Annotated in this window: 13 protein-coding genes and 1 riboswitch; of the genes, 7 read left to right on the top strand and 6 right to left on the bottom strand. The window is 61.2% G+C overall.

Annotation, left to right across the window (positions count from 1 at the left end):
* Positions 1-90 precede the first annotated feature (90 nt).
* The 5 genes from ACSQ26_RS25070 (at position 91) to ACSQ26_RS25050 (ending at position 5,765) form a co-directional block, all read left to right on the top strand.
* Positions 91-3,405, top strand: coding sequence for a helicase-related protein (locus ACSQ26_RS25070; protein ID WP_436015465.1), 3,315 nt, complete (start codon positions 91-93; stop codon positions 3,403-3,405).
* Position 3,406: 1 nt separating this feature from the next.
* On the top strand, positions 3,407-3,802 hold the full coding sequence (locus ACSQ26_RS25065; protein WP_436013764.1) for an RNA-binding S4 domain-containing protein: 396 nt from the start codon (positions 3,407-3,409) through the stop codon (positions 3,800-3,802).
* Between the two features lie 163 nt (positions 3,803-3,965).
* Entirely contained in the window at positions 3,966-4,304 is a 339-nt protein-coding gene (fdxA, locus tag ACSQ26_RS25060) for a ferredoxin FdxA (RefSeq protein ID WP_436013762.1), read from the top strand.
* Positions 4,305-4,754: 450 nt separating this feature from the next.
* Entirely contained in the window at positions 4,755-5,321 is a 567-nt protein-coding gene (locus tag ACSQ26_RS25055; RefSeq protein WP_436013760.1) for a CarD family transcriptional regulator, read from the top strand.
* Between the two features lie 105 nt (positions 5,322-5,426).
* A complete protein-coding gene (locus tag ACSQ26_RS25050) occupies positions 5,427-5,765 on the top strand; it encodes a DUF2185 domain-containing protein (protein WP_436013758.1) in 339 nt (112 codons plus the stop codon).
* A 36-nt stretch (positions 5,766-5,801) separates the two neighbouring features.
* Here ACSQ26_RS25050 and ACSQ26_RS25045 read toward each other — a convergent pair whose 3' ends face one another.
* The 6 genes from ACSQ26_RS25045 to ACSQ26_RS25020 form a co-directional block, all read right to left on the bottom strand.
* On the bottom strand, positions 5,802-7,322 hold the full coding sequence (locus tag ACSQ26_RS25045) for a M48 family metalloprotease (RefSeq protein ID WP_436013756.1): 1,521 nt from the start codon (positions 7,320-7,322) through the stop codon (positions 5,802-5,804).
* 162 nt (positions 7,323-7,484) lie between these two features.
* Positions 7,485-8,171, bottom strand: a complete 687-nt coding sequence (locus ACSQ26_RS25040; RefSeq protein ID WP_436013754.1) for a thiamine ABC transporter ATP-binding protein — start codon at positions 8,169-8,171, stop codon at positions 7,485-7,487.
* Positions 8,168-9,775, bottom strand: a complete 1,608-nt coding sequence (thiP, locus tag ACSQ26_RS25035; RefSeq protein WP_436013752.1) for a thiamine/thiamine pyrophosphate ABC transporter permease — start codon at positions 9,773-9,775, stop codon at positions 8,168-8,170. Before thiP ends, ACSQ26_RS25040 begins: the two co-directional genes overlap by 4 nt.
* Positions 9,772-10,752, bottom strand: a complete 981-nt coding sequence (thiB, locus tag ACSQ26_RS25030; protein ID WP_436015463.1) for a thiamine ABC transporter substrate binding subunit — start codon at positions 10,750-10,752, stop codon at positions 9,772-9,774. The genes thiP and thiB overlap by 4 nt, the downstream gene beginning before the upstream one ends.
* Positions 10,753-10,812: 60 nt before the next feature.
* A riboswitch (TPP riboswitch) is annotated at positions 10,813-10,928 on the bottom strand.
* 125 nt (positions 10,929-11,053) lie between these two features.
* Positions 11,054-11,635, bottom strand: a complete 582-nt coding sequence (locus ACSQ26_RS25025) for a DUF6000 family protein (RefSeq protein WP_436013750.1) — start codon at positions 11,633-11,635, stop codon at positions 11,054-11,056.
* 64 nt (positions 11,636-11,699) lie between these two features.
* Positions 11,700-12,680 (bottom strand): bifunctional helix-turn-helix transcriptional regulator/GNAT family N-acetyltransferase, encoded by a 981-nt coding sequence (locus ACSQ26_RS25020; protein ID WP_436013748.1) that lies wholly within the window; start codon positions 12,678-12,680, stop codon positions 11,700-11,702.
* Between the two features lie 188 nt (positions 12,681-12,868).
* Here ACSQ26_RS25020 and leuB point away from each other — a divergent pair, with 188 nt between their 5' ends.
* Positions 12,869-13,981 carry a 3-isopropylmalate dehydrogenase gene (gene leuB / locus ACSQ26_RS25015; RefSeq protein WP_436013746.1) on the top strand — a complete coding sequence of 371 codons (1,113 nt, stop codon included), beginning with the start codon at positions 12,869-12,871 and terminating at the stop codon, positions 13,979-13,981.
* Positions 13,982-14,000: 19 nt separating this feature from the next.
* Positions 14,001-14,747, top strand: coding sequence for a phosphatase PAP2 family protein (locus ACSQ26_RS25010; RefSeq protein WP_436013744.1), 747 nt, complete (start codon positions 14,001-14,003; stop codon positions 14,745-14,747).
* Positions 14,748-14,808: the final 61 nt, after the last annotated feature.

Raw genomic sequence — 14,808 nt, 5'->3', positions numbered from 1 at the left:
GGTAGACTTTGACTTGCAATTGCAATGAAGCGGATGCATGGATTGCCGCTTTCCAAGGTCCGGCGCCTGGCCGGACTCCCATGAAATGGACTGGACCCCTTGAAATCCGATCCCCAGAACTTGAGCGGCCGCGGCGTCACCGCGGTGCTTGGCCCGACCAATACCGGTAAGACCCACTACGCGATCGAGCGCATGGTGGCCCATTCATCGGGTGTGATCGGCCTGCCTCTCAGGCTTCTGGCACGCGAAGTCTATGGCCGGCTGGTCGACAAGGTCGGCGCTGCCAATGTCGCGCTGATCACCGGCGAAGAGAAGATCGCCCCACCCAACGCCCGCTTTTCCGTCTGCACCGTCGAGGCCATGCCCGACGAGACCAAGGCGGCCTTCGTCGCCATCGACGAGGTCCAGCTCGCCGGCGATTTCGAACGCGGCCATGTCTTCACTGATCGCATACTGCACCTGCGGGGCCGCGAGGAGACGCTGCTGCTGGGTGCCGCGACGATGAAGCCGATCCTCACCAAGGTCCTGCCGGGCATCAACGTGGTCGAGCGGCCGCGCCTGTCGCAGCTCTTCTATGCCGGATCGAAGAAGATCACCCGCTTGCCGCATCGCTCGGCCATCGTCGCCTTCTCGGCCGACGAGGTCTATGCGATCGCCGAACTGGTCAAGCGCCAGCGCGGCGGTGCCGCCGTCGTTATCGGCGCGCTGTCGCCGCGCACCCGCAACAAGCAGGTGGAACTCTACCAGGCGGGCGACGTCGAATATATCGTCGCGACCGACGCCATCGGCATGGGGCTCAACCTCGATGTCGATCATGTCGCTTTCGCCCAGGACCGCAAATACGATGGCTTCCAGTATCGCAACCTGAATGCCGGCGAACTCGGCCAGATCGCCGGCCGCGCAGGCCGGCATCTCCGGGATGGCACTTTCGGCGTGACGGGCCAGACGCGGCCCTTCGACGATGAGCTGGTCAAGCGCATCGAAAGCCATGAATTCGACAATGTGAAAGTCATGCAGTGGCGGTCCAAGGTGCTCGACTATTCGACCCTTGCCACGCTCAAGGCGAGCCTCGAGGCGGCGCCGCGCATTTTTGGCCTGACCAAGGCATTGCCCTCGGACGATTTCCAGGCGCTGGAACATCTGTCGCGCTACCCTGATATTTTGCCGCTTGCCACGTCGCGCGAAAGGGTGGAAAAGCTCTGGGAGATTTGCGCGCTTCCGGATTACCGGCGTATCACCTCGCTCCAGCATTCGGATCTGGTGGCGGCGATATACAAGGACATCGTTCGCCGCGGCGCCGTCGATGAAAGCTTCATGTCCGAGCAGGTTCGCCGGGCCGACAGGACCGATGGTGAAATCGATACGTTATCAGCGCGTATTGCGCAAATCAGGACTTGGACCTATGTGTCCAACCGGCCGGGCTGGCTTGCAGATCCGGCACACTGGCAGGAAAAAACGCGCGATATAGAGGACCGACTGTCCGACGCGTTGCATGAGAGGTTGACCAATCGCTTCGTTGATCGCAGGACATCTGTGCTCATGAAGCGCCTGAGAGAGAATACGATGCTTGAAGCGGAAATCAGTGTGAATGGCGATGTCTTTGTTGAAGGACATCATGTGGGGCAGCTATCCGGTTTCCGGTTCACGCTGGTCGGCAGTACCGACGGACAGGACCTGAAGGCGGTCGAGAACGCGGCGAGCAAGGCGCTCGCACTCGAGTTCGAGGCCCGTGCAGCACGCCTGCATGCCGCCGGCAACAACGATCTGGCACTATCGAGCGATGGGCTCGTGCGTTGGCTCGGCGAACCTGTGGGACGGCTGACGCCATCGGATCACATCATGCGTCCGCGCGTGGTCCTGCTCGCCGATGAGCTGCTTTCGGGTCATGCCCGCGAACATGTGCAGGCCCGCATCGAGCGCTTCATCAATCATCATATCGCAACGGTGCTCAAGCCGCTCGACGACCTGACACGCGCCGAGGATCTACAGGGCATCGCCAAGGGCCTGGCCTACCAGATCGCTGAAAATCTCGGCGTACTGTTCCGTCGCGACATTACCGAAGAGGTGAAGGCGCTCGACCAGGAGGGCCGCGCCTCGATGCGCAAATACGGCATCCGGTTCGGCGCCTACCATGTCTTCATGCCGGCACTGCTGAAGCCGGCGCCCGCCGAACTGATCACGCTGCTCTGGGCGCTCAAGAACGATGCACTCGACAAGCCCGGCTACGGCGACCTGATCCCCGCACTCGCCGCCGGACGGACCTCGATTGTCACCGACCATACCTATGAGCGCAACTTCTATCGCCTCGCCGGCTTCCGGTTCCTCGGCAAGCGCGCCGTGCGCATCGATATCCTCGAGCGCCTCGCCGATCTCATCCGCCCGCTTCTGCAATGGAAGCCGGGCGCTGCAAACCGTCCCGACGGCGCCTATGACGGTCGCCGCTTCATCGCGACGCCGGCGATGCTTTCGATCCTCGGCGCCACGGCCGACGACATGGAAGAGATTCTCAAGGGCCTCGGCTACCGCGCCGACAGCGTGACTGCCGACGAGGCCTCCGCGCATCTCGCTGCATCGGCGCCCGCGCCGGCTGCTCCAGCCGCTGTAGAGACTGCAGACGCGACCGTTGCGACCGAGTCTGCTTCCGCAGACGCTGATTCTGCTGCTGAGGCTGCTGTCGAAGGTGCCGCGGCCTTGGAAACCAAGGTCGAGGAAACTGCGACGGAGGAAGCAAAGGTTGAAGTAGCCGCTGCCGAATCGACGGATGCACCAGCCGAAGCCGAGACCATCACGGAAGACGCCGTTGTTGCCGCCGAGGCAAGTGTCGAAGGCACTGCGGCCGCGGAAACACCTGCCGACGAGCCGAAGGCCGAAGTTGTCGACGCCGAGACCGGAACTGAACCTGCTGCGGAAGCATCAACCGACGCGGCTGCCGCAACCGAGACCCCTGAAGAAAAGCGTGTCCTGCTCTGGCGTCCGGGTGGCGGCAAGCCGGAACAGCAAAATCGCAACCATCGTCGTGAGGGTGGTCAGCGCCGCGAAGGTGGAGCACCCGCCGACGGCGCACGCCGGCCGGAGCGCACCGGCGAAAACCGGCAGCCGAACCGCAATCGCGGCAATGGCAATGAGGAGCGCAAGGACAACAACCGTCCGCGCGAGGCCCGTGCCGGACAGCCCGGCGGCCAAACCGACCAGCCGCGCCAGAACCGCAACGACAACCGTCCGCGCAACAACAACGATCGCAATGACCGCAACGGCGATCGTCAGGATCGCGGACCGCGCCCCGAGCGTCACGGAAAGCCGCAGAACCAGAACTTCGAGGCGCGTCCGCCGCGCAAGGATAAACCGGTCGATCCGGATTCGCCCTTCGCCAAGCTCGCGATCCTGAAGGAACAGATGAAGAAGTAGGATGGACCAGGCGCCATCGGCCCGGCAGCGTATCGATAAATGGCTGTTCTTCGCCAGGATCGCCAAGTCGCGCACGCTGGCTCAGGGCCTGATCGAGGCAGGCCATGTCTCGGTCAACGGCGAGAAGGTCCGCCGGCCGAGCGCCGAGGTCAAGATCGACGACCGGCTCGAGGTGATCGTCGAGCGCCGCACCTACGTTCTGGTGGTCAAGGCGCCAGGCGAACGCCGGGGTCCCTACGAGGAAGCAAAGCTCCTCTACGAAGACCAGTCGCCGCCGCCGGAGAAGCTGACGCCATTCGAGCAGGCGCAACGCGTTCCCGGTGCCGGACGGCCCGAAAAGAAGGACCGGCGCGATCTCGATCGGCTGCGGGGACGGGATTCGTTCGGCGGCGACTGAATGTCGCACATGAAAGATGCATGTTGCATTGCAGGAATGCATATTTTGCAATGCCGCTTTGGCCTTTCCTCAGCTTGCCAACATCACGCAAAGCCGATAGTGGACGGGTCAAACCGGCGGCCCCGACGCCGTTGGAACAAAAGACAATTCTCTGGAGCGTCACATGACATATGTCGTGACCGACAACTGCATCAAGTGCAAGTACACCGACTGCGTCGAGGTATGCCCCGTCGATTGCTTCTATGAGGGCGAGAACTTCCTCGTCATCCATCCGGACGAATGCATCGATTGCGGTGTATGCGAGCCCGAATGTCCCGCCGAGGCAATCAAGCCCGATACCGAGTCCGGCCTGGACAAGTGGCTGAAAGTAAACGCTGATTTCGCTTCCATCTGGCCCAACATCACCCAGAAGAAAGAGTCTCCGCCCGACGCCAAGGACTTCGACGGCGTCGAGGACAAGTTCGATAAATATTTTTCCGACAAGCCCGGCTCCGGCGACTGACAAAACCAGGGACAAGAAATTCCGTTTTCGCCCGGAACAGTTCCGCGAGCGTGGCGTTTGCCCCTCGCAGGTTTCGTAAAGAAATCTCTAACGACAGGCGCCGATTTGGTTCACCGTGGAGGTAACGGGCTTTACCATTTGTGACGGTCGCAAGGCGCAGCTTTGCGGCCCTTGAAGCAAATTATTGATTTCCACGGTTTTTTGTGCTAGATACAACGTCACTGATCCCGAGCGGGGCGCCGAGCGTCCTGAATCACGAAAGCAATGATCCCCAAATGCGGTTCTTTTGAAAATGCACCCGTCAGGTAGCCGGTTTCATTTGCGCCGCAGCTAAGTTTTGTTTGCACGAAATTAGAGGTTTCAGTCAGATACTATCGCGGGCATCCGCCCCATCCCGGCCCAATGAGGCCACCCGGTATTCCGGGAGTGTTAAGGGAGTTTGTGAAAAGCATGACAACCCAGATCAAAAAGACTGCAACGCGCCAGGGCTTCAAGACCGGTGAATCGATCGTTTATCCGGCACACGGTGTCGGCACGATCACCGCGATCGAGGAACAGGAAGTTGCAGGCATGAAGCTTGAGCTTTTCGTGATCGATTTCGAAAAGGACAAGATGCGCCTCAAGGTTCCGGTCGCGAAGGCCGTGAGCATTGGCATGCGCAAGCTGTCCGAGACCGACTTCGTCGAGCGCGCGCTCAAGGTCGTTCAGGGTAAGGCCCGTATCAAGCGCACCATGTGGTCGCGCCGGGCGCAGGAATATGATGCAAAGATCAATTCCGGCGATCTGATTTCCATTGCCGAAGTGGTCCGCGACCTCTTCCGCGCCGAGAACCAGCCGGAACAGTCCTATTCCGAGCGTCAGCTCTATGAACAGGCTCTCGACCGCATGGCCCGCGAAATCGCTGCCGTCAACAAGATGTCCGAGACCGAAGCCGTCCGCCTCGTCGAAACCAACCTCGCCAAGAGCCCGCGCCGCGCCGGCAAGATGGAGGAAGAGGAACACGAAGAGGCCGCTTGAGGCTTTTCGCAAACCCGCATGCAAAAACCCGGCTCGCACAAAGCCGGGTTTTTTGTTGGCTGATGATCAGGTCGGTGAAATAATCGGCGCAATCGGGAGGCGTGCATGGCCGATAAGAACTACAAACCTATATCTGAGTTCGTCGAGTTGCCTGAGTGGGGCGGTGGTTGTATCGCCACTGATCGTATCACTGTCGACGGGGCTCGTGTCGGCTACATGTACCGCGAGGAGCCCATCGACAAGCTGGACACCGGATGGCGGTTCCTGGCTGGTGACGAGGATGAAGCATACATGAATGACACCGCCAAGCACGGTGTTTATCGCGTCGAAACGATATTCAACTATGACCCGGGAATTCTGGGATATCTCCACGCGCCGGAAGGAAAGCGCTTCGAACTGGAATCCGATGGTTTGGGCTATAAGGATCTGGATGATGACGAGTAGAGGCGAGCTGTGAGAACGTAATACGGGCCGGAGGCCTTACTCCGCCACGATCTTCACGCGCTGACCAACCGTCAGGTTGGCGCCGATCGGCAGGCCGTTGAGCAGCCGGAACAGTTCGACCTTGCGGTCCGTGCCGAGCATACGATTGGACATGGTCTGCACCGTCTCGCCCGTCTGGACCGTGACCACCCGTATGCGCAGTGGCTTGAGCTTGGCGGCCTCACCCGGGCTCATGCGCCGGAAGGTCGTGCGCAGCTTGGAGGCGGTCGCCGTAAGTTCGTCGGCCCTGCCAGTCGGCACCGCCGTGAGGAAGCGGTAGATCTTCTGCCCGTTGCGCACCACGGTCACGTCGAAGTCCCAGCGGTCGGCGGAGGCGCGTGCGGTGGCTGCGGGCATGCCGTTGACAAAGCCGGAGCGGATCGTCTCGGGCTGCAACCCGGTCACCCAGCCGCTGCCGATATAATCCGTCAGGCTGCCGCCGGCCTTGTCATCGACCAGATCGAAGCGCACCGCGATATCGCCGGGACCGGTCGCCATGACGGCTTCGGCCTTGTTGTCAATGCGGAAACCGGCCGGCACCTCGAAGCGGATCGCCAGGTTGGCATGCAGGAAGGTCTGCCCGCGCACATAGCCTTCTTGCGGGCTGTCGCCATAGAGCAGGCCGTCGATGCCGTCGAGGAAGTAGTTCGTGCCCTTGTCGCCCACCTTGCCGTCCATGCCGAAGGCACGCGCATGGCGACGGGCGAGTTCGACGCGTTGCGGCGTCGAGGGATGGCTCGACAGGAAGTCCATGCTCGGATCGGAATCGGCGAGCGATGCGTTGAACCTGCTATAGGCGCCCATGGCATCGAGGAAACGCGCGGCCGCGTAAGGGTCGTATCCGGCCTCGCCCAGCATCCGGACGCCGATCACATCGGCCTGCAGTTCCTGGTTGCGGGAAAAGGCCGCGAGCCGCAGCTTCTGCCGGGCAATGGCTTGTTTGCCGGCGATCGGCGACGAGAGAACCTCGGCCACGACGCGGCTTTCGATCACCGCCGCCTCTTCCTGCCTCTGGCGCTCGATGCCGTGATTGGCGGTGACGTGCGCCATTTCGTGGCTGAGCACGGCGGCCACTTCCGACGCGTCGGTCGCGAGCGCCAGCAAGCCGCGCGTGACATAGACATAGCCGCCCGGCAGCGCGAAGGCGTTGATCGCCGGGGAATTTAGGATCGTGATGCGATAGGACTGGTTCGGGTTTTCCGAAACCTGCGTCAGTGCGCCGGTGATTCGCGCCACGAGCTGCTCGGTCTTCACATCGCGGTATTCGCCGCCATAGGAGGCGACGATGCGCGGATGCTCGCGCGCGCCCATCTCGGCGCGCGGATCGTTCTTCTGGACCTCGTCGACGATCTGCGGCTTGTTGGACGGGGCGACGCTTGGCTCATAGGTGTCGAGAAGGCTCTCACAACCTGAAAGCAGCACCGAGGCCGCAACCACCGATAGGACACGGCTCGCCAACGCCGTGCGCGCCCTTTTGTGAAGGGGCAAACCGGCCGTTGCAGAATTGATTTCGGTCATGGAAGGCGTAAAGCGCAGAGCCCTGTCCTTTTCAATCGTGGTGGGTCCTTCACCAACGAGGCACCATTATCCGATTTCAACTCTTTTTGCATAGCACAAATTATCGGAGATCGGGGCGAATCTGGGATTTGATTCCGCCCTTTTTGAGGCTTGAAGCGAAATTCAGTGTCGCTGTCCACGTGTCGCCAACCATTTGTCCCGGCTTCCGGAAAAGCCGATCCGGCCATCGCGAATCTCGATCACGCGGCCGGCGATTCTCGTGATTTCCCTGATGTCGTGGCTGATCATCAGCACCATCATTCCGCTCTCGCGCTGCAGGTCTACGACGAGATCGCCCATGGCTTGCCGCAAATCCTCGTCCAAGCTCGCAAAGGGCTCATCGAGCAGCAGGAACGGCCGATGCCGCACCAGCGCGCGGGCAAAAGCAACGCGCTGCCTCTCGCCACCAGAAAGCGCCTGGGGCATGCGCTTTTCGAAGCCGGCGAGCCCGACTTTGGTGAGCGCCTCCGAAATCTCCTGGGATTGTTCGGGCGACAGCTTCAGCCGTGGCGATATGCCGAGCGCGATATTGGTCGCGACATCGAGATGCGCGAAGAGATTGTGGTCCTGGAATATATAAGTGAGCGGCCGCTCGCCCGGGCTGCGGCCAATCATGTCGCTGCCGTCTAGCACTACACTGCCGGCATCCGGCGCGACGAAGCCGGCGATCAGATGAAACATCGTCGACTTGCCTGCCCCCGACGGCCCTGCCACGGCGACGATGCCGCCGCCCGAGAGCGCAAGGTCATAGACGAAACGCCGCCCCTCATAGCCGATCGTGACATTGTCGAGCCTGATCTCGGGTGTCATGCGTCGTCTCCAGCACTTGAACTTTCCAGCCTGACCGAGGGCAGCGTCAGCAGGAAGCAGATCACACCAAGGATCAGCGACAATCCCGCGGCATCCGTCGACCGGTAGCTGCCGAGGCTGGCGTAAAGCAGCGAGGGCAGCGTGATGAAGTTATCCGAACCGAAGAGAGCCACCGCGCCGAGATCGCCGAACGACAGCGCCGCGGCAAAAGAAAATGCGGTCAACAGCGGCGCCCGCATGACCGGCCAGTCCACGACCCGGAACCGCGCAAACCCTGAAATGCCGAGGCTCGCGGAGAGCCTGGCCGTTCGCTTGAGATGCGTGGTGAGTTCCGGCGCAATGATCCGCGCCGCAAAGGGCAATGCCATGCCCATGTTGATCAGCACCACGAGAATGGGGCCGGCGCCGTCCGCCATGCCGAAACTGAGCAGGATCAGGAACCAACCCGACCCCAACGCCAGCGGTGGAATAAGCAGCATGAATTCCGGAAAGCGGAACAGAAGCTTGATCGGACCGGATCGGGGTCCATCGGGCAGACTCGCCTCAGCGCGCGCCATCGCATACGTCAATATGGTCGCGAGCAATCCAGCTGAGAGCGCAATCGTCAGGCTGGTACGCAGCGCCTGCCAGAATTTTGGGCCTGCGAGCAATCCGGCGAGGTTCGAGCCGAGCCCTGCTACGACAATTGCCAGGACGGGCGCACCGACGAAGGCGAGAAAGACGCCGAGCGTCACGCCATCCGCCATCCGCGCACCGACCGGCCGTGCGTCCGGACGGAAAGGTCGTCCCGATGCACCGCGCCGATCTTCCTCGGGATCGGGAAACAGCCGAAGCAGCCAGAAGATCACCGCCGTCAGGGCAAATTGCGCGAAACTCAGGATCATCGCGCGCGCCGGATCGAATTCGAATTTCAGCGCCTGATAGATGGCGACTTCCAATGTCGAATTCTGCGGTCCGCCGCCGAGGGTCAGGATGATGGTGAAGCTGGTGACGCAGAGCATGAAGATCAGCCCCGCAATGCCGGGCACGACCCTGACCAGCGCCGGCATTTCCACGAAGCGAAACAGCGAAAAACGGGGGAGCCCAACGCTGGCGGCCAGCCGCCATTCATCGCGCGGTACGCGCTCCAGCGCCTTCAGCATCAGCCGCGCCGCGAGCGGCAGGTTGAAGAAGACATGGGCGAGCAGGATACCCGACAGGCCATAGATCGAAAGCCGGCTAGAGAAGCCTAGCCCGGCACCGATATCGTTGACCAGTCCGGTACGTCCCCAGATTTCCAACAGCCCGAAGACCGCCGGCAGCACCGGCAGGCCGAGCGGCAGGATCATCAGCGCGAGCACGAACCTTCGCCCGGGAAAATCCGGCCGCCGGGCCATCGCCAGCACGAGGGGCAGCGCGAAGAGCACCGACAGCAGCGTCGAAAGCACGGCCTGCTCGATGGTGAAGACGAAGATTCGCGCGAGATAGGCGAAGGGCGGCCAGCTCGAGGCGGCCGCGCTTGCCAGAAGCATGGCGAAAGCGGCGAGGCAGAAGGCGGCGAGGAGGGTTAGCCCCACGCCACCCGCACTGACCCAGAACCGTCTTTCGCCAGTGGCTTCGATCATTTGCCGCTCGTCGCCGCCAGCCATTCGTCGACATACGCCTTGCGAACCTTTGCGGATTCACCCGGCGTCATCGACAGCGTGATCTGGGGATGCACAAGCTGGTCGAACACCGGATTGAGCGGCGTCGAGGTCTTTGCCACCGGCATCATCCAGTTGTTCTCGGGGATGATATCCTGGAATTCCGGACTGATTATGAATTTCAGGAAGCTGCGTGCCAGTTGCTCGTTCTCCATCTTGGTCATCGCCGCGACTTCGATTTGAACAGGATGGCCTTCGGAGAATTCCGCCGCCTGATAGCGGTCATTCTTCTCCGCGATCATATGGTAAGCCGGCGAAGTGGTGTAGCTGAGCACCATCGGCGCCTCGCCCTTGGTGAACAGGCCATAGGCCTCCGACCAGCCGGGCGTCACCGTCAGGATGCGCTTCGAGAGCTTCTTCCATGCCTCCGGCGTCTGGTCGCCATAGACGGCCCGCATCCAGTAGATGAAGCCGAGACCGGGCGTGGACGTGCGTGGATCCTCGAGGACGATCTTCTCGTCGGGATTGCCATCGACCAATTCCCCAAGGCTTTTCGGCGGGTTCTTGATCACCTGCGTGTCATAGATCACGGCGAAGTGGCCGTAGTCATAAGGCACGAAGACGGGGTCGCTGAAATCGCCCGGCACCTTGACGCCTGATGTATCGATCCCGTGCTCAGCCAGAAGACCTGTCGCCTTGGCTTCCTCGATCAGGTTGGTATCGAGGCCGAGCACGATGTCGGCCCTGGTCGCACCGCCTTCCATCTTCAGCCGCGTCAGCAGCGCCACGCCATCGGCGAGGCTCACATATTCGACGGTGCAGCCGCAGGTTTTCTCGAAGGCGGTCTTGACCTTCGGCCCCGGACCCCATTCGGAGGTGAAGCTTTCATAGGTGTAGATGGTCAGCGTTTGGGCGAATGCCAGAACGGGTGAAAATACGGCCATGGCCGCAGCAAGCATAAGCGAAATTCCGCGCATCAGCGCCTCCTTGGTTTCCAATAGACATGGGAATAGGGCGCTGGTTCGCAGGCGTCTAATCCCTCCGCCGGTATGAGCCGGATCAGGTTCCGCGGGTTGGTGGAGACCACCTCTCAGCCCCGGGCCGAATTCGACCGAAGGCACCCCGTTAGAGCGATGCGAGGTTTAGACCGTCGTCAGACGCTTGGCAAGGAGATATGCTGGAGCGGTGCAGAGAGCCCTCTCGCAATATATCGGTACTTTCGCACTGTTCAGGCTTAGCGTCTTGTTCAGCCAGCTGTCGTCAGGCGTCTGGCGAACTGCCTTGCGGCGAAATATAGCTGCGAAGATAAGCGATTATCTTCGCAAACCTGTTGATCCCTGGCATCGGATCCTTTTCCGATCGCCAGATTTTCCACAAATCGGGCTTCAAGTATTCCGCGGGAACTTCTCCCTCTAAAAGAGCCAGCGCGCCGAGCGCCCAGTCCTGATCAAATTCTTGATCGTTGATGGGAAGGTGAGTGTCGAGATAGCGACGCAAAGCAGCCGCACACTCGTCAGTACCGATGAGTGCCAGCGCCACGCAATATCCCTGTCCATGGCCACCTTGGCTAAGCAGCTTATCTATCCGGGGAACGAATTGTTCCCTGAATGTAAGACCGATGAACCAAGGGGCGCAAAGACGGTCGCGCCAATCACCCGAATTTAGAAGTCGCTCAATTTGTGCATCCGAGATTTCCCTCGCTACTTTCAGAAGCGACGACATGAAGGTGTCTCGCTCAGAGGCAGCGTCCAAGAACAAGAAGTTGCCGTGCATGACACGCATATGAAAAGGCCAGACGTACCTTTCCTCTTCAGCAGCGATTCCAACCAGTTCCTGCACCATGGATTACCTAATCAACCTCGCCTTAGCTCACTCCGCCCATCGCTAAGGCGAGGTGTCGAATGAATCAAGATTTTGAGAAAGGCTTTTTGCGCGTGGTGGACGTCCTCACAAACCTCTGCTCCGTCAATTGCTGGCCCCATTGCTCACCGGACCATTCCTCGATCACTTCGAAGCCAACAGACTCATAGAGTTTTCGCGCCGCGTCCAGCCCCTTGAAGGTCCAGAGGTGGATTTCGTCGAAGCCGTAGGCGTCGCAGAATTCGATGGCCCTTGCGAGCAATCGTCGCCCCGTGCCCGAACCGCGCAGGCTATCGTCGACGATCACCCATCTCAGATGCGCCCTGCCGTCGCCGAGATCCTCGCCGTCGATCGCCAGCGAGCCGACGATCTCGCCGGCCTGTACCGCCAGCCACAGCCGATTCATCGGCCGGTCGAGGCGCTGGCTGAATTCGGCAACGCCCGACGCGACGCGCGCCTCGAAGAAGGAACTCATGTTCCAGTCGCGGGCGTAATATCGCCCATGCATTTCGGCGATACGGCCGATAGCGCCGGGCAGGAAGCCCTCATGGATATCCACCGGCAACGCCCTATCGTCGGGAGCCGCCCGGATCATCCGCAGGGCCGTGGCATAGGCGGAAAGCCCGCCGACGGCCTGGTTGCGTGACTGCGCGTTCATGGTATGCAGCGCGCGGCCGACTTTCTGGTTGGCGAAGCGATCGATATCGCCGAGCAACGCGCGACCGGCATCTGTCAGCGACAGGATCTTGGCGCGGCCATCGGCCCGGCTCGGCGCCTCTATCACCAGTCCGCGCTCCACGAGCCGGCTGAGAAGACGGCTGACCGTTGATTTCTCCAGCAGCAACACCTGGCCCAATTGGTTGGCGGTCATCTCCTGGCGATCACCGATCTCGATGAGCGCATGTACAGCCGAAGGCGAGAGGTCGGTCTCGGCCAAGGTCGGCTGCATGAAGCCGAGTTCGCGCACCATCTTTCGTGATGCGTCGCGGACGGAAAGGATGTCGGCATGTCTAAGCGCTGCACTCATGATCATATCCAATATAGTTGTATTGAGCAACTATATTCCGCGTCGCCGCTCATGACAAGAGGGTTGAAAGTGGTCGCGACAGCGCTACATCGACCGTACCGCTTTTCGGCCAATGCGCTTGAAATCAGCCGGATGCACGGATAAACGAGGCCAGCTTCATCATCCGCGACATCACGAAAGCCAGGAACATGACGACACGCAAGCTCTTACTTCTCCCCGGTGACGGCATCGGCAAGGAAACCATGGCCGAAGTCCGCAAGTTCATCACGCTGATGAACGAGAAATACGGCGCCGGTTTCGCCACCGATGAAGGCCTGGTCGGCGGCTCGGCTTACGATGCGCATGGCGTGGCGATTTCGGAAGAGGATATGGCCAAGGCGATGGACGCCGATGCGGTGCTGTTCGGCGCCGTCGGCGGCCCGAAATGGGATGGCGTGCCATATGATGTACGGCCTGAGGCGGGTCTGCTGCGCCTGCGCAAGGACCTGGCGCTGTTTGCCAATCTCCGTCCGGCGATCTGCTATCCGGCGCTGGCGAACGCCTCCTCGCTGAAGCCGGAGATCGTCGAAGGCCTCGACATCCTGATCGTCCGCGAACTGACCGGCGGTGTCTATTTCGGTTCGCCGAAGGAGATCATCGACCTCGGCAACGGCCAGAAGCGCGGCATCGACACCCAGGTCTATGATACGTTCGAGATCGAGCGCATCTCGGCAGTCGCGTTCGAACTCGCCCGGACCCGCAACAACAAGGTCTGCTCGATGGAGAAGCGCAACGTCATGAAGTCTGGCGTCCTCTGGAACGAGGTGGTCACCGCGATCCACAAGGAAAAATTCTCCGACGTCAAGCTCGAGCACATGCTGGCCGACGCGGGCGGCATGCAGCTGGTGCGCTGGCCCAAGCAGTTCGACGTTATCGTCACCGACAACCTGTTCGGCGACATGCTGTCCGACATCGCCTCGATGCTGACGGGCTCGCTCGGCATGCTTCCGTCCGCCTCGCTCGGCGCGCCCGATCCGAAGACCGGCAAGCGCAAGGCGATGTACGAGCCCGTTCACGGCTCGGCGCCCGACATTGCCGGCCAGGGCATTGCCAACCCGATCGCCATGATCGCCTCCTTCGCCATGTGCCTGCGCTATTCGTTCAACATGATCGCCGAAGCCGATCGTCTCGAAAAGGCGATTGCCAATGTTCTCGACCAGGGCATCCGCACCGGCGACATCATGGCCGAAGGCGCACGCCAGGTCGGCACATCGGAAATGGGCGATGCGATCCTCGCCGAATTCGAAAAGCTCGCAGCCTGAATGAAGGGAAGGGACCGTTTTGACTGACCACGGCGTGGAAAAGAAACCCGGCCCCTTCGCCGCCATGCGGCGGCACTATCGCGACACCAGACCGGACCATCGTCCGGTGCCCGTCGTGTTGCCGCTCCTGGTCGTCACGGCCCTCGCGGTCGCGGCGTACTTTCTGCTCGATGCTTATGCCGCGTCGATGTATGACGCCTGGCCGGACTGGATGCGGAAGCCGGCGCGCTTCTTCACCGATCTCGGCAAGTCCTGGTGGATCATCACCGGATCGGTGATCGTCATCATCGCCGGCATTCTGATGCTACGGTTCTCCAGTGATAAAGCCCACCGTCGGCTCGGAGCACAGGCTATCGCCATGGCCAGCTATGTGCTTGTCTCTGTTGCGATATCAGGGCTGATTTCCAACCTCGTCAAGCGCGCCATCGGCCGGCCACGGCCGGAAATGTTCGGCGATCACGGATTGTTTTCGCTCAATCCCTTCGCGCACGATTCGGCCTTGGAGAGCTTTCCCTCAGGCCACGCCACGACCGACGGTGCCTTTTGGACAGCGCTTGCCCTGCTCTACCCGCCGCTCCGCTGGCCGTTCCTGATCATCGGCCTCTACCTCGCCTTCACGCGAGTTTTTGTCGGCGCGCACTATCCGTCTGATGTGCTGGTGGGTTTCGGCTGGGGCATGTGGTTCGCCTTCCTCATGGCGATCGTCTTTGCCCGCCACGGCCTCGTGTTCTCCCATAAGGACGGCAAGCTCGCCAAGCTGATCTGAAATCATCTGAAATGCGACAAAGAAAAACCCGGCGCAATCGCTTGCGCCGGGAGGGAGGGCA

Origin of the sequence: Rhizobium sp. LjRoot254 (assembly GCF_964254105.1) — a bacterium.
Lineage (GTDB): Bacteria > Pseudomonadota > Alphaproteobacteria > Rhizobiales > Rhizobiaceae > Rhizobium_E.
The sequence above is the reverse complement of the archived record's forward strand: the minus strand, read 5'-3'. Positions and strand labels throughout refer to the sequence as shown.